General features: G+C 63.5%; 23 protein-coding genes. 9 read left to right on the forward strand and 14 right to left on the reverse strand.

Going from position 1 to position 25,045, the window contains the following annotated elements; genetic code table 11:
- Window positions 1–38: 38 nt before the first annotated feature.
- On the reverse strand, window positions 39–449 hold the full coding sequence (locus tag IPK70_01820) for a BrxA/BrxB family bacilliredoxin (protein MBK8225896.1): 411 nt from the start codon (window positions 447–449) through the stop codon (window positions 39–41).
- A gap of 255 nt (window positions 450–704) precedes the next feature.
- Here IPK70_01820 and IPK70_01825 point away from each other — a divergent pair, with 255 nt between their 5' ends.
- Both IPK70_01825 and IPK70_01830 read left to right on the forward strand, forming a co-directional pair.
- On the forward strand, window positions 705–3,461 hold the full coding sequence (locus IPK70_01825) for a M36 family metallopeptidase (protein ID MBK8225897.1): 2,757 nt from the start codon (window positions 705–707) through the stop codon (window positions 3,459–3,461).
- Between the two features lie 12 nt (window positions 3,462–3,473).
- Entirely contained in the window at window positions 3,474–4,154 is a 681-nt protein-coding gene (locus IPK70_01830) for a hypothetical protein (GenBank protein ID MBK8225898.1), read from the forward strand.
- A 6-nt stretch (window positions 4,155–4,160) separates the two neighbouring features.
- Here IPK70_01830 and IPK70_01835 read toward each other — a convergent pair whose 3' ends face one another.
- The 4 genes from IPK70_01835 to IPK70_01850 all read right to left on the reverse strand — a co-directional run bounded on the left by IPK70_01835 (window position 4,161) and on the right by IPK70_01850 (window position 8,269).
- Entirely contained in the window at window positions 4,161–4,607 is a 447-nt protein-coding gene (locus IPK70_01835; GenBank protein ID MBK8225899.1) for a nucleoside deaminase, read from the reverse strand.
- Window positions 4,607–6,181, reverse strand: a complete 1,575-nt coding sequence (locus tag IPK70_01840; protein ID MBK8225900.1) for a T9SS type A sorting domain-containing protein — start codon at window positions 6,179–6,181, stop codon at window positions 4,607–4,609. Before IPK70_01840 ends, IPK70_01835 begins: the two co-directional genes overlap by 1 nt.
- Before the next feature lie 23 nt (window positions 6,182–6,204).
- Entirely contained in the window at window positions 6,205–7,980 is a 1,776-nt protein-coding gene (gene recJ, locus IPK70_01845; GenBank protein MBK8225901.1) for a single-stranded-DNA-specific exonuclease RecJ, read from the reverse strand.
- A 112-nt stretch (window positions 7,981–8,092) separates the two neighbouring features.
- Window positions 8,093–8,269 carry a hypothetical protein gene (locus tag IPK70_01850; GenBank protein ID MBK8225902.1) on the reverse strand — a complete coding sequence of 59 codons (177 nt, stop codon included), beginning with the start codon at window positions 8,267–8,269 and terminating at the stop codon, window positions 8,093–8,095.
- A gap of 373 nt (window positions 8,270–8,642) precedes the next feature.
- On the opposite strand from IPK70_01850, the gene IPK70_01855 reads away from it, so the two are divergent.
- Window positions 8,643–9,287, forward strand: coding sequence for a uridine kinase (locus tag IPK70_01855; protein MBK8225903.1), 645 nt, complete (start codon window positions 8,643–8,645; stop codon window positions 9,285–9,287).
- On the opposite strand, the gene nadD is transcribed toward IPK70_01855, so the two are convergent.
- Genes nadD through IPK70_01875 form a run of 4 tightly spaced genes read right to left on the reverse strand, consistent with a single transcriptional unit; the run spans window position 9,278 to window position 12,256 of the window.
- Window positions 9,278–9,868, reverse strand: coding sequence for a nicotinate (nicotinamide) nucleotide adenylyltransferase (nadD, locus tag IPK70_01860; GenBank protein MBK8225904.1), 591 nt, complete (start codon window positions 9,866–9,868; stop codon window positions 9,278–9,280). The two genes, IPK70_01855 and nadD, sit on opposite strands and share 10 nt — an antisense overlap.
- Window positions 9,865–10,431: a guanylate kinase gene (gene gmk, locus IPK70_01865; protein MBK8225905.1), complete on the reverse strand. Its 567-nt coding sequence runs from the start codon at window positions 10,429–10,431 to the stop codon at window positions 9,865–9,867. Before gmk ends, nadD begins: the two co-directional genes overlap by 4 nt.
- The gene (locus IPK70_01870) at window positions 10,431–11,300 is read right to left on the reverse strand and encodes a YicC family protein (protein MBK8225906.1); all 870 of its coding nucleotides are present in this window, start codon (window positions 11,298–11,300) and stop codon (window positions 10,431–10,433) included. The genes gmk and IPK70_01870 overlap by 1 nt, the downstream gene beginning before the upstream one ends.
- Window positions 11,301–11,332: 32 nt before the next feature.
- Complete coding sequence (locus IPK70_01875; protein MBK8225907.1) at window positions 11,333–12,256, reverse strand: DMT family transporter; 924 nt, start codon at window positions 12,254–12,256, stop codon at window positions 11,333–11,335.
- Window positions 12,257–12,305: 49 nt separating this feature from the next.
- Between IPK70_01875 and IPK70_01880 the strand changes: the two genes are divergently transcribed.
- Together IPK70_01880 and purQ are read left to right on the forward strand one after the other, a co-directional pair.
- Complete coding sequence (locus IPK70_01880; protein MBK8225908.1) at window positions 12,306–13,508, forward strand: flippase-like domain-containing protein; 1,203 nt, start codon at window positions 12,306–12,308, stop codon at window positions 13,506–13,508.
- Window positions 13,509–13,560: 52 nt separating this feature from the next.
- The gene (gene purQ, locus IPK70_01885) at window positions 13,561–14,250 is read left to right on the forward strand and encodes a phosphoribosylformylglycinamidine synthase subunit PurQ (protein ID MBK8225909.1); all 690 of its coding nucleotides are present in this window, start codon (window positions 13,561–13,563) and stop codon (window positions 14,248–14,250) included.
- Here the strand turns inward: purQ and IPK70_01890 are convergent, their stop codons facing one another.
- From IPK70_01890 to metG, 4 genes are read right to left on the reverse strand one after another with little or no spacing between them, the layout of a single operon-like run.
- Entirely contained in the window at window positions 14,251–16,293 is a 2,043-nt protein-coding gene (locus tag IPK70_01890) for a CotH kinase family protein (GenBank protein MBK8225910.1), read from the reverse strand.
- Between the two features lie 10 nt (window positions 16,294–16,303).
- Entirely contained in the window at window positions 16,304–16,603 is a 300-nt protein-coding gene (locus IPK70_01895; protein MBK8225911.1) for a type II toxin-antitoxin system RelE/ParE family toxin, read from the reverse strand.
- Window positions 16,549–16,821 (reverse strand): hypothetical protein, encoded by a 273-nt coding sequence (locus tag IPK70_01900; GenBank protein ID MBK8225912.1) that lies wholly within the window; start codon window positions 16,819–16,821, stop codon window positions 16,549–16,551. Before IPK70_01900 ends, IPK70_01895 begins: the two co-directional genes overlap by 55 nt.
- 20 nt (window positions 16,822–16,841) lie before the next feature.
- Window positions 16,842–18,938: a methionine--tRNA ligase gene (gene metG / locus IPK70_01905; protein MBK8225913.1), complete on the reverse strand. Its 2,097-nt coding sequence runs from the start codon at window positions 18,936–18,938 to the stop codon at window positions 16,842–16,844.
- Between the two features lie 103 nt (window positions 18,939–19,041).
- Between metG and IPK70_01910 the strand changes: the two genes are divergently transcribed.
- A complete protein-coding gene (locus tag IPK70_01910) occupies window positions 19,042–19,971 on the forward strand; it encodes an LD-carboxypeptidase (GenBank protein MBK8225914.1) in 930 nt (309 codons plus the stop codon).
- Between the two features lie 46 nt (window positions 19,972–20,017).
- Here IPK70_01910 and IPK70_01915 read toward each other — a convergent pair whose 3' ends face one another.
- Window positions 20,018–20,659 (reverse strand): DUF4412 domain-containing protein, encoded by a 642-nt coding sequence (locus IPK70_01915; protein ID MBK8225915.1) that lies wholly within the window; start codon window positions 20,657–20,659, stop codon window positions 20,018–20,020.
- 130 nt (window positions 20,660–20,789) lie between these two features.
- Here IPK70_01915 and IPK70_01920 point away from each other — a divergent pair, with 130 nt between their 5' ends.
- The 3 genes from IPK70_01920 to IPK70_01930 all read left to right on the forward strand — a co-directional run bounded on the left by IPK70_01920 (window position 20,790) and on the right by IPK70_01930 (window position 25,038).
- A complete protein-coding gene (locus IPK70_01920) occupies window positions 20,790–21,170 on the forward strand; it encodes a YraN family protein (protein ID MBK8225916.1) in 381 nt (126 codons plus the stop codon).
- A complete protein-coding gene (locus tag IPK70_01925; protein ID MBK8225917.1) occupies window positions 21,154–22,278 on the forward strand; it encodes a pseudouridine synthase in 1,125 nt (374 codons plus the stop codon). Before IPK70_01920 ends, IPK70_01925 begins: the two co-directional genes overlap by 17 nt.
- A 90-nt stretch (window positions 22,279–22,368) precedes the next feature.
- The gene (locus IPK70_01930) at window positions 22,369–25,038 is read left to right on the forward strand and encodes a hypothetical protein (GenBank protein MBK8225918.1); all 2,670 of its coding nucleotides are present in this window, start codon (window positions 22,369–22,371) and stop codon (window positions 25,036–25,038) included.
- Window positions 25,039–25,045: the final 7 nt, after the last annotated feature.

The raw sequence follows: 25,045 nt of genomic DNA on the forward strand, positions 1-25,045 counted from the left end.
CCGCAAGGGACCGGGGCGCTTGCTTGATGCTGCTCTTTTCAGCAGAACTCCTCGTAGGCCATGCCTAGGTTCTCCGCGATCATCTCAGCGGTGCGGCCCTCGATGTGGTGGCGCTCCAGGAAGTGGACCAGCTTGCCATCCTTGAACAGCGCCATGCTGGGGCTGCTGGGTGGATAGGGCAGGAAGTGCTTGCGCGCTTGGATCACCGCATCGGTGTCCACGCCGGCGAATACGGTCACCAGTTTGTCCGGGCGCTTCGCGCCGCGAAGGCTGTGCTTCACTCCGGGGCGCGCTGCACCTGCCGCACAGCCGCAAACGCTGTTCACTACGCAGAGCACCGTGCCGGGCTGCGCAAGGGCCTTGTCCACTTGCTCGGGGGTCTTCAGTTCTTCGAATCCGGCGGATACCAGATCCATGGACATCGGGGCAGTGAGTTCGGGGGGGTACATGCTCGTTCAGGGTTGAGGGTTGCAGGTTGGTCCAAAAAGGACCGGTTGCGGGTTTTGCGCATCCATCATTCTCCCCATTCAGTGGTTCGGATGGCGGCGCAAAAGTAGGCTGGAGGAGCGCCTTCCTCGTCCCGTGATCCGCGCCCTAACGCACGGAAGCGCGCCACCGATCCGGAAGGATTCCTTGGTTCATCGGCACCTCGCATTGCCTCGGCACCCCATCACCCGGTACCTTCCCCGCCCTTTCAACAGCTCATGCGTTCAATCCTGACACTCTGCGTCGCGCTTTCATCCATGCTCGTCGCCGCCCAGCGCCCCAGCGCCCCATCACCCAAAGTGATGGATGAACTGAAGCGGCAGGGCTTCCATGCATCGGACCTCGAAGGCCTCCTTACGAAGGACCACTACACCGGCGCAGGGATCACCCACACTTACTTCCGCCAGCGCTGGCAGGGCATCGAGGTATGGAACGGCGACATCGCCGTGCATGAGCTGGCCAGTGGCGAGCTGTTGCGGTTGAACGTGGGCGGCTTCACCGCATTGGAGAAACGCGTGAACGGAACTGAGCCTGCCCTCAGCGCCGAGGCTGCGGTGAGCACGGTGCTCTCGCGGACCATGCCCGGCAAGCCTGTTCCTGGGGTTGTAAGCGTGGAAGATGAAGGGCGCCGTGTCGTCTTCAATGGCGACGCTTATGGCCATGAGCCTGTGGTGGCTCAGCTGGTGTATCAGCCTGTGGGCGAAGCGCTGAGGCTGGCATGGAACGTGAATCACTACACGCCCGACGGCTCGCACTGGTGGAACGTGCGCATCGACGCGCTCAACGGCGCGGAGCTCGACCGCAACGATTGGGTGGCCAGCTGCAATTGGGATGATGTGGCGCATCAGGGTTGCGCCGAACACGGGATGGAGGAAGCCCCTGCTCCAGCGGCCCCCAATGATTACAACATCTTCGACTGGCCCACCGAGAGCCCCAGCCACGGCGCGCGCACGCTGAGTAACGCGCCTTGGCTTGATGGCGGCATCGCATCGCCCTATGGCTGGCACGACACCAATGGCGCGGCCGGCGCGGAATTCACCGATACGCGCGGCAATAACTGCTTCGCCCAGGAAGATGCCGACGCGAATAATACCGGAGGCACCCGACCCAGCGGTGGAGCCAACCTCGACTTCGATTTCCCGCTTGACCTCACCGGTGCCCCGAGCACCTACCTGCCCGCGGCCACCACCAACCTCTTCTACTGGAACAACCTTATGCACGATGTGTGGTACCAGTACGGATTCACGGATCCCGCGGGCAACTTCCAGGAGAATAACTACGGTCGCGGCGGTTCCGGAAGCGACCCCGTAGACGCCGACGCGCAAGACGGCAGCGGCACCAACAATGCCAATTTCGGCACGCCGCCCGATGGCAGCAATCCACGAATGCAGATGTATCGGTGGACCAGTACCACGCCCAACCGCGACAGCGACTTGGATAACGGGATCATCGCGCACGAATACGGTCACGGCATCAGCAACCGCCTGGTCGGCGGCCCATCGAACACCAGCTGCCTCGGCAATGCTGAGCAGATGGGCGAGGGCTGGAGCGACTATTTCGGAATCGTGATGACCATGAAGGCGACGGACACGCCTACAACAGGCCGCGGGGTTGGCACTTATGTGCTCGGGCAGGCTACAACGGGCGTCGGCATTCGCCCAGCGCGCTACACCACCAGCTTCGCCTCGAACAATTACACCTACGCCAGCACGAACAGCGGCCTTAGCCAGCCCCATGGCATCGGCTTCGTGTGGTGCACCATGCTCTGGGAGATGACTTGGGAGCTGATCGGTGTTCACGGCTTCGACCCCGACATCTACAACGGCGATGGCGGCAACAACATCGCCATGCGGCTGGTGATCGAAGGCCTGAAACTCACGCCCTGCAACCCCGGCTTCGTGAATGGACGCGATGCGATCCTCGCCGCCGACCAAGCCCTCTACGGTGGCGCTAACCAAGCGTACATCTGGGCTGCGTTCGCGCGGCGCGGCCTGGGCGCCAGCGCCAGTCAAGGGCTCTCCACCAGCCGCAGTGATCAGGTCGAGGCCTTCGACACCCCTCTGCCCAGCAACCTGGGCATTTCCGAAGTGCTCTCACCCCGCGGTGACCTGTACGATTGCGCCACCACGAACATGCCGGTCACTGTCAGCGTGCGCAACTTCGGCCAGCAGCCGCAGACCGACTTCGAGCTGCGCTACCAGCTCGATGGCGGGACTGAAGTGATCGCCACCTATGTCGGCACCCTCGCGGCAGGAGCGTCGGCCAACTTCACCTTCCCGCAGCCAGTAACGATTCCCGGCACCGGGCCGCACACGCTCACGGCGCGCACAAGCTTGGCTGGCGATCAGTACAGCGCCAACGATCAGGCGGCCAGCGCGATCACGGTGAGCACGCCCACTACGGTGCCTTCTACCTACGCTGAGAACATCGAGGCCACCCCACCCGCCCCGACAGGCTGGGTGCTTCAGAACCCGGACAATGGCAACACATGGGTCACACAGGCGGTCTCTGGGCAGGGTTCGTGCGTAGGTGCGCGCACCTGGGCCATTGACAACTTCTCGGTGAACACGCCCGGTCAAGAGGACCGCTTGATCACCCCGCGCGTCGATTTGAGCGGCTCTGCAGGCACAAGGCTGAAGTACAAGCACGCCTACTCGGGCTACAGCAGCAGCTACTCCGATGGCTTGCGGGTGCAGGTGAGCGGCGATTGCGGCCTCTCGTGGACAACGGTCTTCGAAGCCTTCGGCGCGGCGCTGCAGACCAATCCGTATGTCACTTCCGCCTGGACCCCGACCACCTGCACCCAATGGCAGCAGCACGACCATGACCTCACCGCATACGACGGCGGGCAGGTGCTCGTGCGCTTCGTGGCCATCAATAATTACGGCAACTGGCTCTACCTCGATGATGTGGTGATTGAGCGCAATGGCGTGCGCGTAGCGCTCAAGCTGATGCTCGATGGCCCCTACGACTAGGCCACGGACCGCATGAGCGATGGCTTGCGTGTCGGAGGCCTTGTGCCGACGACCGAGCCGTACACAAGCGGGGGCTTCACGCAGGTATTCGGTGGCGGTGAATCCATCGCGCCAGCAATTCTCACCACCACTGGCGACGACGCTATCGTGGACTGGGTGCTGCTCGAACTGCGCGACGCTGCTTCCCCGGCTACCATCTTGGCCACGCGTGCCGCACTGCTCCAGCGTGATGGCGATGTGGTGGATACCGACCTCAACGGAAACGTGACCTTCAGGGCCAGTGGTGGCAACTACCATGTGGCCGCACGGCACCGGAACCACCTCGGCGCCATGACATCGGTGCCTCTCGCGCTTTCCACCACGCCCATGGGCATTGATCTCACCAACCCCGCCACAGCGACCTTCGGCACTGAGGCGCAGAAGCCGCGCGATGGCAAGACCATGCTTTGGAGCGGCGATGCCGTGCGTGATGGAACCTTGCGCTATACCGGCGATGGCAACGACCGGGACCCGCTCTTGGTGGTCATTGGAGGCAGCGTCCCCACCAGCGTAAGCGCCCCGGGATACCTGCAGGAGGATGTGAACCTTGACGGCGTGATTCGATACACGGGTGATGGCAACGACCGCGACCCAATCCTTGTGAACATCGGCGGCAGCGTGCCCACCAATACGCGCGTTCAGCAGCTTCCTTGATGACGATCAGAGCGAGCGCTTCTTCTTGAAGAAGGCCTTCATCAGGTCCGCGCACTGGGGCTCGAGCACGCCGCCCGTGACCTGCGTCTTCGGATGCAGCAGCACGCCGCCGATGCGCCGGTAGCCGCTCTTCTCATCGAAGGCGCCGAAAACGATGCGCCCAACCTGTGCCCAGCGCAGAGCGGCTGCGCACATGGGGCAGGGTTCCACAGTGACGTACACGGTGCAATCGGTGAGGTACTTGCCTCCGATGGCCTCCGCGGCGGATGTGATGGCCTGCATCTCGGCATGGGCCGTCACATCGTTCAGCTTCTCGGTGAGGTTGTGCGCACGGGCGACGATTCGACCGCCGCCCACGATCACTGCGCCGATGGGCACCTCATCCTGCTTGAAAGCCTGCTCGGCCTCCTTCAGTGCTTGGCGCATGAAGTGCTCATCATCGAGGACGAGCATCACTCCAGCACCAGGGTGGCGCGCTGTTTCATGCCATCGTGATGGGTGACATCAACCACGTACGGTCCTCGCTTCAGCATCGACACATCGATGGGCGCCTCGTGCAGGCTGATCGATGAGGTGAGCGCGATGCGGCCTGTTGCGTCGAAGAGCCGGACGATTGAGCCCGGCGTACCGGAGACGAGGATGTGCTCCGTGGCCGGATTGGGTGCTATGTGGATCGGTGCAGAGCTCGGCTCAGTTGCGCCGACGGAGAAGGTCGTTTCGCAATCGAGGTAATGCTCGATGTGCGAGCCGTCATCGATCACGATCGACTCATCACTTGGCAATCCCGGCGTCCAAGCGAAGAAGAAGAGCATCATCTCATCGGTGGTGGCCTCGCCGGCCGTCACCAGCTGCGGCGGGCTGTTGGGATTGCTCGGGTTCGCGCTGGTGTTGTCGTATACGCCTTGGCTGTGGATCACCGTCCCGGAGGGCAGGTAGATGGGATTCCGGAAGAAGTACATGTCCTGCCAGCGGAAGTCCCACTCGGGGATGTCGATCAGCGGCACCACTTCGCCGCCTGGCTTCACCGCCCAGCTCTTGAGGCTGCGGCAGATCAAATGGCCATGCGGCCCGATTGCGGTGATGGTGGCGTTCAAAGGAAGTACGTACTGCTGGTTGAAGGTGCGCACCTGATCTGCAAGGATCACCAGCGGGCCGTTGGTCATGCTCGCATGGCTCAAGATGGCATCGATGGCGAGCTCGCGCATGAATGGCGAAGTGCCTAAGCGAATATTCACGCGCGTGCTGTCGATCTCCACATCGCTCGTGGCCGGATAGTGCACCTGGATCACGATGTCTGCATTCGCCAGCAATTTGATGCCCATGCCCGGCGGGGTGAAGAAGGGCTCCGATCCAGGCACCCAGATGCCGATGAGGTCCGCCCCGGTCACTCCGATGCCGCCGAAGCTGGTGTAGCCCGGAGCAGGGTCCTGGGCATCAAGCTGCTCAGCCTGCCCGGTGGCATCCTGGAATACGAGCACATGGTGCACCATCTCGCGGTTGCCGGGCACCACCTCCATACCGGTGATCCAGCTGTTGGTGGGGTTATCAATCGGCAGCACGAAGCAGCGGTAGAGGTCGGACGTGGATGATGGGATCGCGAATTCCTCCATGATGGACGTGATGTCCGGGTTGCTGATCACGGGTTCGTTGGAGTAGATGGGCGGGGGCGGAGCATTCTGAGGGTCGCCTTCGGGCGCTCCTCCGGCCACCCACGCCGCAATGATGTCGATCTCATCCTGAGTGAGCAAGCGCTCATGCGCCAATGGGCGATACTCCTCGTCCGGCGGCCAGGGCGGCATCAGCCTGGCCTGGGTGGCCGCCTGCATCTCGTTGCGCCACCAGTAGGCATCAACATAGGTGGTGAGGCTGAAGTGCGCCGGGCCTCCGTCGTGGTGGCAGGGGGCGCAGTGCGAGTACACGAGGCAGGCCACGTCATCGCTCCAGGTGGGCGTTTGTGCGCTTGCCTGCCGCGGCATGGCGAGCTGAATGGCAAGGGCCATCAGGCAAATGGAGAGGTGCTTCTGCATGCGTGCTTCGATGAATTCGGTGGTCAACGGTTCAATTCCTCCATCCCGGCATGCACCGGGAACTCCTCTCCAACGAGCACCCCTTCGGCGCCCGGCTTGATGTCCTTGATGTTCAGCTGCGTGCTCACGCGGCCCTGCCATTCGTGGTCCTCGATCGCGTAAAGCACGCTGAATGGTTGTCCGCTCTTCACGAGGTCGATCCAGTGCGCTTGCTTGAAGGCGATGGCATCGAAGGATCGGCGGGTATCCTCAGGATGGGTGAGGCGCATCTTCAGATGATGCTCGCCCACGAGGCGTGCGCTGCCGGTATCCACCACGCCGCGTCCGAGGAAGACGGGCCGCATGTTCCCGGGTCCGTAAGGGGCCATGTGCCGGATCACGCGCAGGAGCCCATCATCGATCGCGTCAAGGCGCAGCTCCAGGTCAACGTCCTCTTCGGGTACGCGCTGCTCCGGCTTGATCATCTGGCGCACCGCGGCATCGAAGCGCTCGCGGAAGGACTGAACGTTCTCCAGCGGCATGGTGAGGCCGGCGGCGTACATGTGCCCGCCGAATTGCTCCAACAGGTCGCTGCATGCGCTGACGGCTTCATACACGTCGAAGCCGCGCACGCTTCGGGCGCTGCCTACCGCCTTGCCGTTGCTCTCGGTGAGCACCACCGTGGGCCTGTAATGCTTCTCCACCAGACGCGATGCCACGATGCCCACAACGCCCTTGTGCCAGCTCTTGCTGAACACCACCGTGCTCCACGCATCGCGCAGCCATCCGTCGTTGGTGAAGCAAGCCAATGCTTCCTCCGTGATGCTCCGATCCAGCTCCTGCCGGTGGCTGTTGTTGCCATCGACCAGCGCCGCGGCTGCTGCTGCGTGCTTCTCATCGTGCGCGAGCAGCAGCTCCACGGCCTGCCGCCCGTGCTCGATGCGGCCGGCGGCATTGATCCGCGGCCCGATGGCGAAGACCAGGTCGCCCACGCCGAGGCGCTTCTTCACGCCAGCCATGCCCATGATCGCGCGCACGCCGTGGCGCGGCTGATCGTTGATCTGCTTCAAGCCGTGATGGCAGAGGATCCGGTTCTCGCCCGTGACCGGCACGATGTCGCACGCCGTGCTGATGGCCACCAGGTCGAGCGACGATTCGAGGTCTTCGAAGGGGATGCCGTTGCGCTGCGCGAAGCCCTGCATCAGCTTGAACCCGATGCCGCAGCCGCTCAGTTCTTTGAAGGGATAGGGGCAATCGGGCCGCTTGGGGTCGAGCACGGCCACCGCCTTCGGTAATTCGGCGCCTGGCAGATGGTGATCGCAGATGATGAAGTCGATGCCGCGCTCAGTGGCATAATCCACTTTGTCGTTGGCCTTGATGCCGCAGTCGAGCGCGATGATGAGCGCGGCCCCTTCTTCGGCAGCCTTATCGATGCCCTGGAAGGAGACCCCGTACCCTTCCGAGTAGCGATCGGGGATGTAGAAGCTGAGGTTCCCTGTGAAGCGCGCGAGGAAACCGAATACGAGTGCTACGGCTGTGGTGCCATCCACATCGTAATCGCCATAGACCATGATGCGCTCGTTCTCGCCCAGTGCGCGCTCGATGCGTTCCACGGCTGCTTGCATGCCGGCCATCAAGAAGGGGTCGTGCAGGTCGGTGAGCATGGGCCGGAAGAAGTGCGAGGCCATCCGTTTATCGGCTATGCCGCGCTGGGCCAAGAGGGTTGCAGCGCTCGCCGGGCAGCGCTCATAAGTGAGGCCTGCCACGGCCTTCGCCTCGGGCTCGGGCCTCAGGCGCCAGCGCTTCGTCGGGGTCGGCATGCGCCGAAGATAACCGGGGTGGCTGAACGCTGCGAGGCCCCAGCCGCTTTCGCGGTGGGGCCCCGTAGCCTAAGGCGTTCCGCCTTCAGCAGCAGGCGTTGGACGCGGCTCCTTAACGGTATCCGTTGATGTAGGCATTGGCGATGATCTCGCTCTCGCGGATCAGCCCCTGCACGATCTCCCGGATGACGTCGTCGAGCTGTTGGTCCGAGTAGCGGTTCAGGTCATTGTACACGTGCGTTTTCCGCTTGCTGCTCTTGATGAAGGCGATCTTGTCCTTCTTCGTCATGGGGCCTTCTACGGCGATGCCGGGAAAAGGATCGCACCCGGTGAAATGGCAGCGGCGGCACCCTCCCGGATGCCGCCGCTCCTTCACCGAAACCGGGGGCCATGGCAGCGCGGGCCCCTATCGCGTACGGTTCAATCAGGCCAGGCCCGTAGGGCTCATGGCACGCAAGCCGTGCATGAGGCGGAGGGCTTGCAGGTAGCGGTCCAGGTCGCCGGCGAGCAGAAGGGCTTTCGCGGCGTTCTTCAACTTCATGTAGCGGTTCATGCTCTAGGGGGAGTTGGTTCCGGATGGATAACTGCCAACCGCCGTGCCAAAGTGTGCGGGCCGATGCCCGACTCCTACTTTCGGCGTCCCCGATAGCGGGACAACGGAGATGCAACGTGCGGCCTACCTGGTAGGTATTGCAGGAGGGAGCGGGTCGGGCAAGACCAGCCTGGTGCGGGCGCTGCGTGAGGCTCTGCCGCCGGGGATGAGCTGCACGGTCTCGCAAGACGATTACTACCACCCGAAGGAGCAACAGGCCATTGACCCCAATGGCCGCATCAATTTCGACCTGCCGACGGCGGTTGACCTCGACAGCCTTGCGCAGGACTTGAGAACGCTGGTTTCCGGGGTGCCCATCCTGCGGAAGGAGTACACCTTCAATACCGAAGGCAAGGAGCCGGAGATGATCGAGCTGAAGCCCGCGCCCATCATCCTCGTGGAAGGCTTGTTCGTGCTGCACCATCAGCCGGTGCGCGACCTCTTCGACCTGCGCGTGTTCATCGATGCCAGCGAGGCGAGCCAGCTCGAGCGCCGCTTGAAGCGCGATGCCCGCGAGCGCGGCTACGGCGAAGCCGATGTGCGCTATCAATGGGAGCACCATGTGCTGCCGGCCTATCGCGAGTTCCTGCTGCCCTATCGGCACCTCTGCGATCTGCACGTGGTGAACGAGTTGGGCTTCGAGCGGGCCGCGCGGGTGCTTCGCGATCACTTGATGAATGCCGCCCGCCAGCACGAGCCGGCGGTTCAGCTCTGATACAAGCGGTGCTCGCGGATGTAGTCGAGCACGGCCGGGGCCAAGGTGCCCACCGGGATCCGGCCCGCCGAGAGCTCCTCGCGCATCCGGGTCGATGAGGTATCCATCACCGGCGCGCCGTGCAGTGCCATGATTCGCGGATGCTCATGGAATGCCGACATGGCTTGGTGCAGGTCGGCGCCAGGCCGGGGGTACACGAGCAGGTGGTGGTGCGCGAGGATTCCCTCAGGGTCCTTCCAGCGGCTCAGGCTCGCGAGGTTGTCGCTCCCGATGATCAGCACGAACCGATGCTCGGGCCAATGCTCGCGCATGGCCCTCAGGGTGTCCACCGTATAGCTCGGCGTCGGTTGGCCCAGCTCGAAATCGCATACCGCGATGCCGGTGCGTCCTTCGATGGCCAGCCGCGACATGGCTACGCGATGGTGATCGGCACTGATCGGCTGGTGCCGCTTGAAAGGATTGAGCGGGGTAACCACCAGCCACACCTGGTCGAGGCCCTGGGTGCGGAGCATGTGCTCGGCCACGGCGACATGCGCCCTGTGCGGCGGGTCGAATGTGCCGAAGAGCAGTCCGACCTTCATCGGGAAAGGAAATCGCGCACCAGCGCCTCGGCTTCGGCGCAGGCACCGATGAGGTCGTCGTTCACCACGGTGCGGTCGAAGCGCGTCGCGTAGGTGAGTTCGTGCGCGGCTTTGCCCACGCGTTTCGCGAGGCTCTCCGGCGTTTCCGTGCCGCGGGCACTCAAGCGATGCTCCAAGGCTTGCAACGATGGGGGCGCGATGAACAGCGCCAGCGCATCCTCACCGAATTCCTTCTTCAGGTTGAGCCCGCCCTCCACATCCACATCGAACACCGGATGCCGGCCTTCGCCCTGGATCCTCAGCACCTCATCGCGCAGGGTGCCATAGTATCGGCCGGGGTACACCTCTTCCCATTCCACGAATTCGTTGGCGGCGATGCGGCGCTTGAATTCCTCTTCTGAAAGGAACCAGTAATCGTGGCCGTCGCGCTCGCTGGCGCGCATGGGCCGCGTGGTGGCGCTCACGCTGAAGGCAAGGCCCAGCCCGCGATCCATCAGGTGCCGAACGATGGTGGTCTTGCCAGCGCCCGAAGGGGCCGATACGATGATGGCCTTGCCCTTCATCAGAGCACGTTGAGCAATTGCTCCTTCACCTTTTCCAGTTCGTCCTTCATGCGCACCACCAGGTGCTGCATGGAGGCATCATTGGCCTTGGAGCCGATGGTGTTGATCTCGCGGCCCATCTCCTGCGCGATGAAGCCGAGCTTGCGGCCTTGCGGCTCCGTCAGCGCGAGCGTCTCGGCGAAGTGACCGCAATGCGCGCTCAGGCGCACCTTCTCCTCGGTGATGTCGAGCTTCTCCAGGTAGTAGATCAGCTCCTGCTCGAAGCGCGACTCGTCCACTTCGGCCTTCAGGTCGGCGAGCTTGCCGCGCAGGCGCTCGCGCGTGCGGTCCTGGCGGCCGGCATCGAGCGCGGCCACTTGATCGAGCAGCGATGCGATGCCTTGTGCGCGCTGCTTCAGTTCCGTTTCGAGCTTGGCGCCCTCGTTGGCGCGGAAGGCCTTGAAGGAACGGAGCGCGTCAGCCACGAGCGCGCGCACGCCGGACCATTCCTCGTCGTCGGCGCGGTCGCTGGTGGTGGTGCTCACATCGGGCAGGCGCAGCACTTGCGCGAAGAGGTCGGTGCTGACTTCCGGCGCGGCCTCGTCTCGGATGGCCTTCAGCTCGGCATAATAAGCTGCTATCAGCTCGCGGTCGAAGCTGGTGTGCTTGGTGGCGTGCAGCGATTCGGCGCTCACGAACACATCCACTTTGCCGCGCACGAGCTCTTCGCCCAGCGCTTGCCGCAGCTCCTGCTCACGATCGCGGTAGATGCTGGGCAGCTTCAGCAAGAGGTCGAGCTGCTTGCTGTTGAGCGCGCGGATCTCGACGGTGACCTTGCGGTCCTTCACCACGCCCTCGGCGCGGCCGAAGCCGGTCATGGATAAGAGCATGCGTTCTGTTGAGGCGTCAAATGTACCCGGACCTACTTCACCCGATCCGCGCGGCTCACCAGATGAACGCCCGTGAAGATCAGCGCTGCGCAAAGGCCCTGCTGCCAACCGATGGAGGCGTCATATGAACCCGGGATGCCTATGCGCTCTGGGCCGATGCGCATGAAGAGCCAGGTGATCGCCGCCGCGAGCACCGGCTGCATGTACACATAGATGCCCACCACGCTCGGGCTCACCACCCCCAGTGCCCAAGTGTTCAGCAGGTAGGCCACGAAGGTGACCATGACCACCACGAAGGCCATGGCCAGGATCACGGGAGCGCTGAGCGACGACCAGGCCACTTCATCGAACTCGCCCAAGCCGAATGGCAGCACGATCACCAACCCGATCAAAAAGCACCACGACATCACCGTCACGGCCGAGTACGTGCGCATGAGCGGCTTCACCAGGACGAGGTAGAGGCCGTAGCTGATGGCGTTGATCAGGATGAATGCGTCGCCCAGCATGGTGGCTCCTGAAGCCATGCCCGTCGGCTTCAGCAGGATCAGCGCGAGCGCACCCGCAGCGCCGAGCAGCACGCCGAGCAGCTTCGTCCGCGTGATGCGCTCGCCGATGAGCACGCCGGAGAGCACCAGCACCAGGATGGGCGTGGCCACCATGATGATGCTCGCGTTGATCGGCGAGGTGCGCATGAGGCCGTGGAAGAACATGAGCTGATTGAGCGCCACGCCGAACACCGCGCATAGGAGCAGGCGCCCCGCATCGGACCAGGCCACGCGCTCCGGCCGCAGCGCGCGCAACAGCCAGAAGAGCAGCGCGGCCCCGATCACGCGCAGCAGGATGAAGCCGCTGGCGCCGATCACCGCCGGCATCAGCCCTTTGGCCACGACGTAGTTGATGCCATAAATGGCATTCACCGCGAAGAGGGCGAGGTGGGCGCGCGATCGGCGGTCCATGTGCGGCGGCGAAAGTGCGCACGGATACCTTTAGCCCGAACCCAGAGCGATGGAGCGCAGCGCGCAGGCAGCCGAACAGGATTTCCGCAGCACCTTCCGGCTGCGCCGCGTGCTCATCCCCATCCTCATCGGCATCGTGGCGGCGGGCTGGCTCCTTTGGCGCGATCTGGCCAAGGAGCGCTACGAGCGCATCGGCGAAGGATCGGGAGATCACACCTGGCACGACGCCAACGGCAATGGCATCGTGGACGTGGCCGACCCTGCAGAGTTCACCGAGGTGGGCAGTGGTCTGGGCGACTACCGGCGCATGACCGCCCGCGAAACGCTCGGCAGCATCAACTGGACCTGGCACAGCACCGGCTGGATCTTGATCGCGCTAGTGGCCACGGCCTTCCGCGACCTCGGCTACATCTACCGCATCCGCGTGCTCAGCGATGGCCACTTGAGCTGGAGGCAGAGCTTCAATGTCACCTTCCTCTGGGAATTCGCGTCGGCGCTCACGCCTTCTGTGGTGGGAGGCAGCGGCGTGGCCATGTTCATCATCGGGCGTGAAGGCATCGCGCTGGGCCGGGCGACGGCCATCGTGCTGGTCACCGCCCTGATGGATGAGCTGTTCTATGTGATCATGGTCCCAATGGTCTTCCTCGCTGTGGGCATGGATCATCTCTTCCCGGATTCGCTCGACCACGCCTTTTGGGGATTGCCGGTGCGCACCATCTTCTGGGCGGGCTACGGATTCATCCTCCTGCTGGTGGCCATCATCTTCTACAGTGTCTTCTTCCGGCCCCGCGCATTCAAATGGCTCTTGCTGCGCGTGTTCAAGCTGCCCTTCCTGCGCCGTTGGCGGCCGCAGGTGGTGAAGGTGGGCGAGGATATCGAGGTCACGGGCCTCGAATTGCGCGGCAAGCCCAAACGCTTCTGGGCGAAGGCTTTCGGTGCCACCTGCTTCTCGTGGGCCAGCCGCTTCCTGGTCATCAACCTCATCACAGCGGCCTTCTTCGCCGTGGATGACCACCTGCTCCTGTACGCACGACAGTTGATCATGTGGGTGATCCTGCTCATCAGTCCCACTCCGGGGGGCAGCGGCATCGCCGAGATCGCTTTCGCGGGCTTTTTCCGCGACCTGCTTCCTACGGTTGGCTTCCTCGGTGCCATCGCCATCCTGTGGCGGTTGCTCAGCTATTATATCTACCTCTTCATGGGCATGGTGATCCTTCCGCGCTGGTGGCGGAAGACGGCATCCAAGGGATAGCCCTCTACCTTCGGCCCCGCGCCTCCGGCAACAAGTCTTCGGCGCGCCCTGCATGAAATTCGGCGTCGTCACCTTTCCCGGGAGCAATTGTGATGAGGACATGATCCACGTGCTGGAGAAGCACTTCCAGCAGCCGGTGGAGCGCCTCTGGCACAAGGAGCACGACCTCAAGGGTGTGGACATGGTGGTGCTGCCCGGCGGCTTCAGCTATGGAGACTACCTGCGCAGCGGCGCCATCGCGCGCTTCTCGCCCATCATGCAGGAGGTGGCAGCCCACGCCAAGAAGGGCGGACTCGTTTTCGGTGTGTGCAACGGGTTCCAAGTGCTCTGTGAAGCGGGCCTCGTTCCCGGCGCTTTGCTGCACAATGCCGGACAGAAATTCATCTCGAAGAACGTCTTCATCCGTCGCGGCACGGGCGATACCGCGCTCACGAATGCGGTGCCCGACAAGGCGCTGAGGATCCCCATCGCCCACGGCGAAGGCCGCTACCACGCCGACGCCGATACGCTGAAGGCCCTGAAGGACAGCGACCGCATCCTCTTCCGCTATTGCGACGAGCAGGGCAAGGTGACCGAGGAGGCCAACCCTAACGGCAGCAAGGACAACATCGCCGGTGTGTGCAACAAGGGCCGCAATGTCTTCGGCATGATGCCGCACCCGGAGCGGGCGTGCGATGAGCGTTTGGGGAATACCGACGGGCGCAGCCTCTTCGAGTCGCTGCTGAAGGGAGTGATGGCCTGATCAAGGCACCACGCTCCTGAGCACCGGCCTCAGGCTCTTCGTCTTCCACAGGTCGATCGTACCAGAAGCTGGGGCAAGGTCGGCGCCCTTCCAGCCTGCGAACTCGTGCCCGGCTGCAACGCGCAGCTCGATGCGCACAGGTACGCCATCGAAGCAGCGCATGGTGTGTTTCCCCGGTGAGAGCTGCAAACCTTCGATCAGCAGTTCGCCTTGATCCGCGCGAGGTGCCTCTACGACTGCTTCGCGCAAGCGCCGCCCCGTATGCTTGGCCAGGTGTGCGAATAGATGCACAGGCCGTTGCGCCGCGAAGCCTTTCATCTCGGCGAGTGATGCTTCCGGCGTGGGCATGTCGAGCTGCAGGTCCCAGCGCTTGAAGTCGGCGGCGAGTTCGGCGGCATGCGCGCGGTAGAGGCTGTCGGCTATGGCGGGGACCAGTGCGAACGCGGTCGCCTGCAGCGCGGTGATGCGCGCCAGCAGACGCTGCTGCAAGTCCGTGTGCGCGAGAAGTTGCGGCACGAAGGGCGTTTCGGGCAGCACGGCCAGCGTCATGCGCTGTACGCTGTTCTCGTTCGGCGGCGCCCACAGGTCCATGTCGAAGAGCACCCAGCGCCAGCGGCCATCGCGCTCACGTGGCCGATAGCAACGCACGTTCAGCTCATGATCGGCGCGGCCTGTCCACAGGTCGATGCACGCGAGGTCGATGAGGCTGCGCGTGTCGATCATGGCCTCGATGCTGTCGACGGATGCTCCTTGCACAAGCAGTTCATGCGACCGGAGGAAGTGGTCGTCCTTGCCGCTGCGCTCGGTGGCGGCTGGTCCTTCCAGCACATCAAGCGCCTCCGAGCCGCTGCGCTGTTTCAGCCATTCGGCATCCTTTGCGGGCATCCAGCGGTAGAGGCCCCAGTAGTCGCCGTTGAGATAGAGTGGCTTCGCTACGGAGGGCTGCACGAGCAGGTGCAGGTTGAAGCGCTGCACGAGCTGCTCCATCACTGCGTTGCGCAGGAATGCGTTCGGAGAGGCATCGGCGCGGAGGACGCCCTCATGCACGCGCGTGCCATCGCTGAATGCGAAGCCGCCCTCCGGACTGTCGTAGCGATCACGCGCGTGCAGCTTAAAGGAGCGCTTGCCCAGGCTGCGCGAGCCGCTTCCGAAGAGTCGCGCGCCAACAGGCTCCGCAACGCTGTCGATGCGGAAAATGGCGCTGCGCTCCCAAGCCAACCCACGCCGCGTGTGATTCTGCGCCGCGCCGGGGTTATAGATGCCGGTGCTGTCACTCCAGAGGTCTTGCGGGTCGAGCGCGAGTGTGAAGCCATCGCCAGCGTGTCCGTTCGCAGGAACAAGGAGCACTGCTTCCTCGCCAATCAAGAGCTCCTTTTGTACAGCGATGGCGCGCACAACGCTGCCGGGTGCAATGTCAACGGGCTCAGAGTACTGGGCCGCGACACTATCGTGCGGATCGCTGCCATCAATGGTGTAGCGGACTTCGCCTTCCGCAGTTGCGATCAAGCGGCCTTGCGCATCGAGCTCGAGTTGCGGCTCACGGCTGAAGCTGCGTGCGAAGCCCACCGGCCGGTTCGCTTCACCCGGCGTGGGTTGCGCGAAGAGGCTCCAGGCCTTGTGGCCATCGGGCATGCGGCCGATGCTGGTGTTGGCGCGCAACGCGGGATAGGTGAAGAGGTCGGCGATGCTCAATCCATCGGGTGCGATCAACAGCACCGCGCCTCCTTGCTTCTCCAAGGTGAAGCCGAGATGTTCCGGACCGCGGTCGGGTTTCGCGTCGCACAGCAAAAGCAGTTGGCCCTTGGCCGGAATGCGCAGCGGCGCATCGATCACGTGCTGCTTGCCGTTGATCGCGATGCGCCAACCCAGGAGGTCGATCGGCTTCGTGCCGGTGTTGAAGAGCTCGATCCAATCGGGGCTGTGCCCATCGGCATCAACGTAGCAGCCGTGGTTGCTGGCGCAGAGCTCGTTGATGAGCGGAGTGATTTGCGCACTGGCATGAGAGACGCTCAGAAAGGCCAGTGTTGCGATCAGGATCCTCACAGCGTGGTGATCAAACCTCCGAAATCCGGCGTTTGCCGGGATGCTGACGTGTATCCCAGAATCCCACGATCTGAAGCTCCGTGCCTTTGATCCGGAAGCACATCAGGTTGTGCTTCGTGACCAGCGCTTCCCGTGTCCCCTTTCTTCCTTTGCGAGACATTCCGGGGAAAATGCGCAACATGCGAATGGTCGAGTCGGTCTTGCGCACGAAGTTCTGCGCATCGCGCTCCGACCAGGTCGCCCGCAGGTAAGCGACTACTTGGTGGAAACTCGCTTCTGCCGTTGGCGACCAGCGGACGGTTTCAACCATTTGGAATAGCGTGCCATGACCTGCTCGTGAGATTTGCCTTCCGCTCTATCGAGCTCATTCAAACTGCGCTCGATCATGGCCTGTACCTCCGGGCTCTTCTCGCCCCACAGGACAGAAGGTTCTGATGCGAGATAGGCACTTACATTTTCAAGGATGGCTTCATCCTCCAATGCAAGCACTTTCCTGACGATGGCAAGCTTGGTCTTGTCTGTGTTCATGGCAGCTCAACAAACATAGCTCACCGCACCTCCACGCCCGGCCCCACCGCATCCTTCGGCTGCACGAACACCAGTTTGCCTGCCGAGTCCTCGGCCATCAGCACCATGCCCTGGCTCTCCACGCCGCGCATCTTCCGCGGCTCCAGGTTGGCCACCAATACCACCTGTTGCCCGGGCAATTGCTCCGGAGCGTAGTGCTGCGCGATGCCGCTCACCACGGTCCGCGGCTGCACCTCTCCGATATCGATAGTGAGCTTCAGCAGCTTGTCGGCCTTGGGCACGCGCTCAGCCGCAATGATGGTTCCCGCGCGGAGGTCGAGCTTCGCGAAGTCGTCGAAGGAGATTGTGGGCTTCGCCGGTTGAGGCCCTTTCAATTCGTTCGGGGTGACCGGCTTCGACGACGTGTCCATTGGCGCGTTTGCGTGCAGGCGGTCGATCTCGGGCTGGATCTCCGCGTCGGTGATGGGCTTGAACAGGTGCTCGGCGGCACCGAGCGCATGGCCGGGCGCGATCCGGTCGCTGCGGAGCGCCGCATCCCATGGCAGCGCATCGATGCGCAGCATGCGGCGCAGGCGCTCGGCGGTGAAGGGCAGGAAGGGCTCCAGCACGGAGCTGAGCACGGCCGCCACGTTCAGGCTGTTGCCGAGGATCGCGCGCGTGCGGTCGGGGTCGGTCTTCTCCAGCTTCCACGGCTCGTGGTCGCTGAGGTACTTGTTGCCGGCGCGCGCCACGCTCATGGCTGCCTGCAAAGCATCGCGCAAGCGGAAGGCGTCGATCGCGCGCACCATCTCTTCGGCGCTGCCATGTACCGTGCCCCAGAGCGCGAGGTCTTCGGATTTCGCGGTGCCGGGCTCTGGCGCATGGCCCCCGTAGAACTTGTGGCAGAGCACCATCACCCGTTGCACGAAGTTGCCGATGATGCTCACCAGCTCGTTATTGTTCTTGTCCTGGAAATCCTTCCACGTGAACTCGCTGTCCTTCTGCTCCGGTATGATGCTCGCCAAGCAGTACCGCAGTTCATCCTGCCGGTTGGGCCAGCGCTCGATGTACTCATGCAGCCATACGGCCCAGTTGCGGCTGGTGCTGATCTTCTGGCCTTCGAGGTTGAGGAACTCGTTTGCCGGCACATTCTCCGGAAGCACGTATCCGCCATGCAGCTTCAGCAGGATCGGGAAGATGATGGCGTGGAAGACGATGTTGTCCTTGCCGATGAAATGCACAAGCCGCGTGTCGTCGGCCTTCCACCATTTCTCCCAATCCGCGTTGTGGTCCTTCGCCCATTGCTTGGTGGCGCTGATATATCCGATGGGCGCATCGAGCCACACGTAGAGCACCTTGCCTTCAGCGCCGGACAGCGGCACAGGGACGCCCCAATCCAGGTCGCGCGTCATGGCACGGGGGCGCAGGCCATCCTTCAGCCAACTGTTGCACTGGCCCAGCACGCTCGCCTTCCACTCCTTCGGATCGTGATGCGGCCGGCCGTCGAGCACGCCGGTGTTCATCCACGCATCCACCCAATGCTGGGCCTCGTCCATCTTCAGGTACCAGTGCTGCGTGGGCTTCAGCTCGGGTTTGGCGCCACTGAGGGTGCTGCGCGGGTCGATCAGGTCCTTGGGGCTTAGCGCGCTTCCGCACTTTTCGCATTGATCACCGTAGGCATCGGGGTTGCCGCACTTGGGGCAAGTGCCCATGATGTACCGGTCGGCGAGGAATTGCCTTGCCTCTTCATCGAAGTACTGCTGCTCTTCCTTCACGCTGAAGGCACCGTTCTCCAGCAGCCTCAGGAAGAACCCCTGTGAGGTCTCCTTGTGCAGATCACTGCTGGTCCGGTGGTAGATGTCGAAGCGGATGCCGAAGTCCTGGAAGGCCCGGCCCATGACCGCGTGGTACTTGTCAACGATGGCGCGGGGCGTGGTGCCCTCTTTCATGGCGCGCATGGTGATGGCCGCGCCGTGCTCATCGCTCCCGCAGAGGAAGAGCACCTCCTTGCCGCGCTGGCGCAGATTGCGCACGTAGATGTCGGCGGGCAGGTAGGCCCCGGCGATATGGCCGATGTGCAGCGGCCCATTGGCGTAGGGCAGGGCGGCGGTGACGGTGTGGCGGGCGGGGGTCTTCAAGGGCTGCGGGGGCGGTCGGTTCTAACGGCCCGCGAAAGTACCGGCTGGGCGTTGTACGAGTTGAGGCCGCTGCGCACCTTCGTGCCCCTTTTTCCCGTGCCCCATGCCTTCCCCCGCCCCGCTCCGCCCCGGCGATACCATCGCCATCGTGCCCACCGCGCGCGCAAGCATGCGCGATGAGCTCACTGAGGGCATCGAGCTCGCCAAGAGCTGGGGGCTCAACGTGAAGCTCGGCTCTTGCATCGGCAAGAAGCACTATCAGCAAGCAGGGACCGCACGGCAGCGCGCTGCCGATCTGCAAGCCGCTTTGGAGGACCCGAAGGTGAAAGCCGTGTGGTGCGCGCGCGGCGGCTATGGCACCGTGCATCTGTTGGATCATATCGAGCCCGAGGTCTTCACGAACAATCCGAAATGGCTGGTGGGCTTCAGCGATGTCACCGTGCTGCACAACACCTTGCATAGCCTTGGCCTGCCATCGCTTCACGCGCAGATGCCTTTCAATATCGGCTCGAAGAGCAACGATGCGCGTGAGTCGCTGCGGCGTGCACTCTTCGGTGAGCAGCTCGGGATCAGCATGAGCCATCCTGCGGCCATGGCCTCAGCGGCCCGCCCGGGCGAAGGCGAGGGCGTGCTGGTGGGCGGCAATCTCTCCTTGCTCTACGCGCTTCGCGGAACGCCCTTCGACATAGATCCTGCCGGCAAGATCCTCTTCCTCGAGGACCTCGATGAGCTGCTCTACCACGTGGACCGCATGGTGACGAACCTGAAGCTGGGCGGTTGGTTCGACAAGCTCGCTGGCCTCATCGTTGGAGGCATGACGGACATGCGTGACAAGGATCCATTGGATCCCTTCGGCAAGACCGCTGAGCAGATCGTCGCCGATGCCGTTGGCGAAGCGCCTTATCCGGTTTGCTACGGTTTCCCCGCCGGACACATCGCCGATAATCGCGCGCTGGTCATGGGCCAAACAGCGAAACTCAGCGTCACCACCACTGGTGCCACGCTGAGCTTCGTTGAAAACACAGGTGCTTGAGTTCCAAGCGTCTTCGCGCCCCGGCCTGCGGTGGGCAGGTCTGCTGCTAATTCCGCTCGAACTTATTGTAGCCGGCAGGGATCTCGAAGAGGCTGGCCTTCTGCGCGCCCTTAGCCACCTTGCTCACCTCAAGGCGGCTCACTTCAGCGCCATCCAGCTTCTGTTCAATGCCCAGCAAGGGGAAAACGCCGTTGGCGTCCTTGATCTCCAGGAAGAAGATGGCGGTCTCGTCCTTGCGGTTCAGCGTCTCCAGCAGCGGGCGGAAGAAGTTGAATTCATCAGCGGCCACCCAATAAGTGATCTGGCGGTCCTCCTTCATGCTCTTGGCGATCCACTTCTCGCACTTGTAGCCGGCAATCTCCTTCATGTCGCTGGTCTTCTGCACCTCCACTTCCACATCCTTGGGCAGGCGGGTGTTCGGCACATCGATGTACAGCTTGCGTTCGGGGCTGAGCGCGGTCACGGTCTTGTCGCGCGTATCGGCCAGCAGGATGCCCTGGACCTCGCCGCGGGAGCTCACCTCTTCGATGCGCACATGGTCGCCCTTCACGAAGTAGCGGTAGGTGGTCACCACCGGGCCGGTGGTCTTGGTGAACTCGATCACGCCCTCGAAGCCTTGGGCGTGCAGCGCTGCGTGGCCGAAAAAAGCGATGCTGGCGGTGGCGAGTGCAGAACGAAGAAGTCGCATGGTGGGTCGGTTTTCCGGCTGAAGATTGGCTCGGCGGTGGTCGGTGAAGGTGGATCCCGGGCTAGGGTTCGCCAATTTTAGGGCCTTCAACGGGGCCTTGGGTGCATGGTTACGGCCTGATCTATCCACAATGGCAGAGCATAACCGCATCGGTGCCGAGGGTGAGCAATTGGCTTGCCGCTTCCTGGAGGACAGGGGTTATGAGGTGGTTGAGCGCAATTGGAAGCACGGCAAGCTGGAGATCGATATCGTGGCCAAGAATGGCCGGTTCCTGGTGTTCGTGGAGGTGAAGACGCGCAGCTCCGCCCAGCACGGTGAACCGGAGGAGGCGGTGAAGAAGGGCAAGCGCGGCAAGCTCATCAAGGCGGCCAATGCATACATACAGGCCTCGGGCACCGACCTTGCGGCCCGTTTCGACATCGTGAGCGTGATCCTGCATCCTTCCGGCAAGCCGTACATCCACCACATCCCCGACGCATTCTATCCCACCGTGCATGACAAACCGTTCTAACCGCCCAAAGAGCCGAGGACAACAGCGCAGCGCTCCGGAACCCGGGAAGGGGGGCGGTCGCAAACCCGCTTCTGGCAAGCCTTCGTCTGCCAGGCCCGGACGGCACAAGCCGGAAGAGCGCGCTGAGGGTGCACCGCACTCCAAGCGGTATGGTAAGCGACCGCCGAAGGCCGTGCGCGAAGGCGGAAGCGCAGAACGTCGACCATCTGAAGGGAACCGGGGCTCAAATGCGCCGCGCTTTGCAGCCGGTGGTGATCGTGGTACCCGCCCGTCAGGCAGCACAGGCGGCGAGCGCCGTTCGCCCTACAAGAAGCCTTGGGCGGACAAGAGCGGACCGAAGAAGGGCTATGGCGGTTTCCGCGGCAGACCGAGGCCCGAGCCGCGAGGCGAAGATGATGGCCGCATCCGCCTGAACCGCTACCTGAGCATGAGCGGCGTGGCCAGCCGCCGCGATGCCGACGACCTCATCAGGGCCGGCGTGGTGAGCGTGAATGGGGTGGTGGTCACGGAAATGGGCGCCAAGGTGGGACCAGGCGACAAAGTCGTTTACGGCGGTCAGCGCCTCAGCCGGGAGACCAAGCGTTACGTGCTCCTGAACAAGCCCAAGGACTTCATCACCACCACCGACGACCCGCGCGACCGCCGTACGGTGATGGCCCTGGTGGAGCAGGCCTGCGACGAGCGCATCTACCCCGTGGGGCGCCTCGACCGCCATACCACCGGACTCTTGCTGCTCACCAACGATGGCGACCTGGCCAAGAAGCTCACGCATCCCAGTCACGGCGCGGAGAAGATCTACCACGTCACCCTCGACAAGAACGTGACCCTCGCCCACTTGCAGCAACTGGTTTCAGGCGTGCCTTTGGATGATGGTCCTGCTGCGGCGGACGAGGCCAGCTACGTGGATGGCGTGAGCAAACGTGAAGTGGGCCTGAAACTGCACATGGGCCGCAACCGCATCGTTCGCCGCATGTTCGAGGCGCTGGGCTACGAGGTGCTGAAGCTCGACCGTGTGGTCTTCGCGGGGCTCACCAAGAAGAACCTGCCGCGTGGGAAGTGGCGGCACCTCACTGAGAAGGAGGTGCTGTTCCTGACGAAGAGGAAGTAGGCCTCTTTCGCCTCACATCGCCCTGTGAACGAACAGCACGGCAATTGCCGTTAGTGGCTGTAGTGCGCCGGTAGCTTGCGCACGTTCCCGATGCTCCGCATGCTCCGTCGCGTTGCGCTCACACTGGCCGTGCTGCTGGTGGTGGGCATCACCGCGCTGGTGGTCATTGCCGCATTGTACGAGGACGAGGTGAAGGCCAAGCTCATCGGCGCCCTCAATGATCGGCTGCTGGTGCCCGTGAAGGTGGCCGACATCGATCTCACCCTCATCAAGCGATTCCCCAAGGCCAGCATCCGCATGCAGCAGGTGCAGGTGGATGAGGTGCGCTCGGATGGCCGGCCCGCCGACACCCTGCTCGCCGCGCAGGACCTCTATCTGGTATTCGATCTCTGGGACCTCTTCGCTGGCGACTACACCGTCGCCCAGATCCACGGGCAGGGCGTGCGGCTCTATCCGGGGCTCGATGCCAACGGCGCCGAGAACTACCTCATCTGGCGGACCGACACGTCCGCTTCGCAAGCATCGCCCATTGACCTGCGCGCCGTGAGCTTCGATGGCCTGGCGCTTCGATTCCGCGACGCACGTAGTGGATTGGAGGTGCTCGCGCAGAGCGATGCATTAGAACTCGGAGGGCGATTCGGCCCCACGAACGAGGCACGGCTCAACGGCGATGTGCGCCTGCTGGGCATAACACGCGGCAGCAAGCAGCTGATCGATGAGCGCGATGCGCACCTGGCCTTGAAGATGAGCTTCGGCAAAGGCGCCTTCCGCATCACCGAGGGCGACGTGCAACTGGGCAATGTGCCCTTGCAGGTCACGCTGGCCGTGCTGCCCACGGCGAAGGGCAAGGAGATCGACCTGCGCGCCAATGGCCTAGGCCTTGATCTGGGTCGCACGATGTCTCAACTGCCAGGAGGCTTGCGCGATGAGCTCATGCGATTCAGCGTGAATGGTGAAGTGGACCTTGCCATGAAGTACGCGGGCTCGTTGGAGGGCGATGGCCCACCGCTGTCCATCGGAGCGCAGGTGCGCCAGGGACGGATGAAAGAGCGCAGGAGCGGCACGGTGCTCACCGACATCTTCGGCGAGCTCTCGCTGGAAGTGTCGCCCGATGGCAGCGTACGCAAGCTGAAGGTGAGCGATCTGCGCGCGCAGAGCGGGGACGGGACACTTCGGGCCGAATGGAATTCCGGCGGCCTGAAGAACGCGCCGGTGAAGGCCGACATCCGCTGCGACATGCCCTTGGCCGACCTGCTCCGCCTCGCCGGTGTGGACACGATGGAGCAGGCCGCGGGTCGCTTCGACGCAGAGATCAAGGTGGATGGCCTGCTGCGCGACATGGCCGACCTGCGCCCGAGCGACCTGCGCGCCGTGAAGGTGAGCGGCCATGTGAAGCTCAGCGATGCCACGCTGAAAGTGAAAGGCGTGCGGCACAAGGTGGAGCACCTCAATGCCGAGATGGGATTGCATGGCAACGATGCCACTGTGCGCGGATTGAAAGCCGTTGTTCAGGGCAGCCCCATCGAGCTCAGCGGCACGCTCCGCAACCTGGTGCCCTTCGTTCTCTTCGAGAATGAACGACTTGCAATCGAAGCCAAGGGCCGCAGTGAGCGGCTCGATCTGGCGGCGCTGCTGCAGAGCGATGGGCCCAAAGCGGGCAACAGCGAATACGCCGTGGTGCTGCCCGCCACGATCGAGCTCGATCTGCGCGCCCAGGTGGATGAACTGGTCTTCGAGGATTTCCGCGCCACCGGCATCAATGGCACCATCCGCCTGAAGGATCGCGTGCTGCGCGCATCGCCCATCACCTTCAGCACCGCCGAAGGCGCCGTGCTCGGCAGCTTGGAATTGGATGCAAGCGGCGGTGAGCGCGCCGCCTTCTATCCGCTCGCCATCGATGCGCAGGTGAAGGACATCGACGTGAAGGCCCTCTTCCGCGAGTTCCAGGACTTCGGGCAGGACTTCATCGGCCACCGGCACCTCAGCGGCTTCGCCCGTGCCAGCATCGCCTTCCGAGCACCGCTCTCACCCGGCATGAAGCTCGATCGCGACCGCATCGCCTGCACCATCGACATCGCGGTGGACAACGGGGCGATCAAGGAGCAAGCGCAACTGCTCGCCGTGGCCGACCACCTGCGCAAGAACAAGCTGGTGGCGCCCTTCGTGGACACCGATGAGTTGCGGAAGCGATTGGCTGAGATCCGCTTCGCCAAGCTCGAGAACCGCATCGAGATCCGCGACGGCGCGGTGCACATCCCGCTCATGGACGTGCGCAGCAATGCCCTCGACATCGAGCTGGCCGGCACGCATTGGTTCGATGACCGCATCGACCATCGCCTCAACTTCCGCCTCAGCGACCTCTTCCGATTGGGCAAGCCCGCTAAGGACGAGTTCGGCCCCATCGCCGATGACGGCACCGGCATGCGCGTGTTCCTGCGCATGCGCGGCACGGCGCAGCAGCCCATCTTCGAGAACGATGGCGCCATGGCCGCCACCAAGCGCCGCGCGCAATTCCAGCAGGAGAAGCAGGAGCTGCGCGCCATCCTCCGGGAGGACATCCTCGGCAAGAAGCCGGAAGGCGTGTTGGCGCAGGAGCAGCCGGAGGGCAATCAAGGCCGCATCGTCATCGAGGCTGATAGCGCCGCATCGCCACTGCGTCAAGAATTGGTGCTGGAGAAGCCGCGCAAGGGCATCGACCGCCTCTTCAAGGACGACAAGAAGGAGAAGGACGAGGGCGGGAAGGTGACGGTGGAGGAGTAGTTCGCCT

Source organism: Flavobacteriales bacterium, from assembly GCA_016712535.1.
Classification (GTDB): domain Bacteria; phylum Bacteroidota; class Bacteroidia; order Flavobacteriales_F; family PHOS-HE28; genus PHOS-HE28.

What these genes read in the sequence shown, in the direction of transcription:
- IPK70_01820 (MBK8225896.1), bottom strand. Translation starts at nt 449, where the DNA reads ATGTACCCCCCCGAACTCACTGCCCCGATGTCCATGGATCTGGTATCC.
- IPK70_01825 (MBK8225897.1), top strand. Translation starts at nt 705, where the DNA reads ATGCGTTCAATCCTGACACTCTGCGTCGCGCTTTCATCCATGCTCGTC.
- IPK70_01830 (MBK8225898.1), top strand. Translation starts at nt 3,474, where the DNA reads ATGAGCGATGGCTTGCGTGTCGGAGGCCTTGTGCCGACGACCGAGCCG.
- IPK70_01835 (MBK8225899.1), bottom strand. Translation starts at nt 4,607, where the DNA reads ATGCTCGTCCTCGATGATGAGCACTTCATGCGCCAAGCACTGAAGGAG.
- IPK70_01840 (MBK8225900.1), bottom strand. Translation starts at nt 6,181, where the DNA reads ATGCAGAAGCACCTCTCCATTTGCCTGATGGCCCTTGCCATTCAGCTC.
- recJ (MBK8225901.1), bottom strand. Translation starts at nt 7,980, where the DNA reads ATGCCGACCCCGACGAAGCGCTGGCGCCTGAGGCCCGAGCCCGAGGCG.
- IPK70_01850 (MBK8225902.1), bottom strand. Translation starts at nt 8,269, where the DNA reads ATGACGAAGAAGGACAAGATCGCCTTCATCAAGAGCAGCAAGCGGAAA.
- IPK70_01855 (MBK8225903.1), top strand. Translation starts at nt 8,643, where the DNA reads ATGCAACGTGCGGCCTACCTGGTAGGTATTGCAGGAGGGAGCGGGTCG.
- nadD (MBK8225904.1), bottom strand. Translation starts at nt 9,868, where the DNA reads ATGAAGGTCGGACTGCTCTTCGGCACATTCGACCCGCCGCACAGGGCG.
- gmk (MBK8225905.1), bottom strand. Translation starts at nt 10,431, where the DNA reads ATGAAGGGCAAGGCCATCATCGTATCGGCCCCTTCGGGCGCTGGCAAG.
- IPK70_01870 (MBK8225906.1), bottom strand. Translation starts at nt 11,300, where the DNA reads ATGCTCTTATCCATGACCGGCTTCGGCCGCGCCGAGGGCGTGGTGAAG.
- IPK70_01875 (MBK8225907.1), bottom strand. Translation starts at nt 12,256, where the DNA reads ATGGACCGCCGATCGCGCGCCCACCTCGCCCTCTTCGCGGTGAATGCC.
- IPK70_01880 (MBK8225908.1), top strand. Translation starts at nt 12,306, where the DNA reads ATGGAGCGCAGCGCGCAGGCAGCCGAACAGGATTTCCGCAGCACCTTC.
- purQ (MBK8225909.1), top strand. Translation starts at nt 13,561, where the DNA reads ATGAAATTCGGCGTCGTCACCTTTCCCGGGAGCAATTGTGATGAGGAC.
- IPK70_01895 (MBK8225911.1), bottom strand. Translation starts at nt 16,603, where the DNA reads ATGGTTGAAACCGTCCGCTGGTCGCCAACGGCAGAAGCGAGTTTCCAC.
- IPK70_01900 (MBK8225912.1), bottom strand. Translation starts at nt 16,821, where the DNA reads ATGAACACAGACAAGACCAAGCTTGCCATCGTCAGGAAAGTGCTTGCA.
- IPK70_01910 (MBK8225914.1), top strand. Translation starts at nt 19,042, where the DNA reads ATGCCTTCCCCCGCCCCGCTCCGCCCCGGCGATACCATCGCCATCGTG.
- IPK70_01915 (MBK8225915.1), bottom strand. Translation starts at nt 20,659, where the DNA reads ATGCGACTTCTTCGTTCTGCACTCGCCACCGCCAGCATCGCTTTTTTC.
- IPK70_01920 (MBK8225916.1), top strand. Translation starts at nt 20,790, where the DNA reads ATGGCAGAGCATAACCGCATCGGTGCCGAGGGTGAGCAATTGGCTTGC.
- IPK70_01925 (MBK8225917.1), top strand. Translation starts at nt 21,154, where the DNA reads ATGACAAACCGTTCTAACCGCCCAAAGAGCCGAGGACAACAGCGCAGC.
- IPK70_01930 (MBK8225918.1), top strand. Translation starts at nt 22,369, where the DNA reads ATGCTCCGCATGCTCCGTCGCGTTGCGCTCACACTGGCCGTGCTGCTG.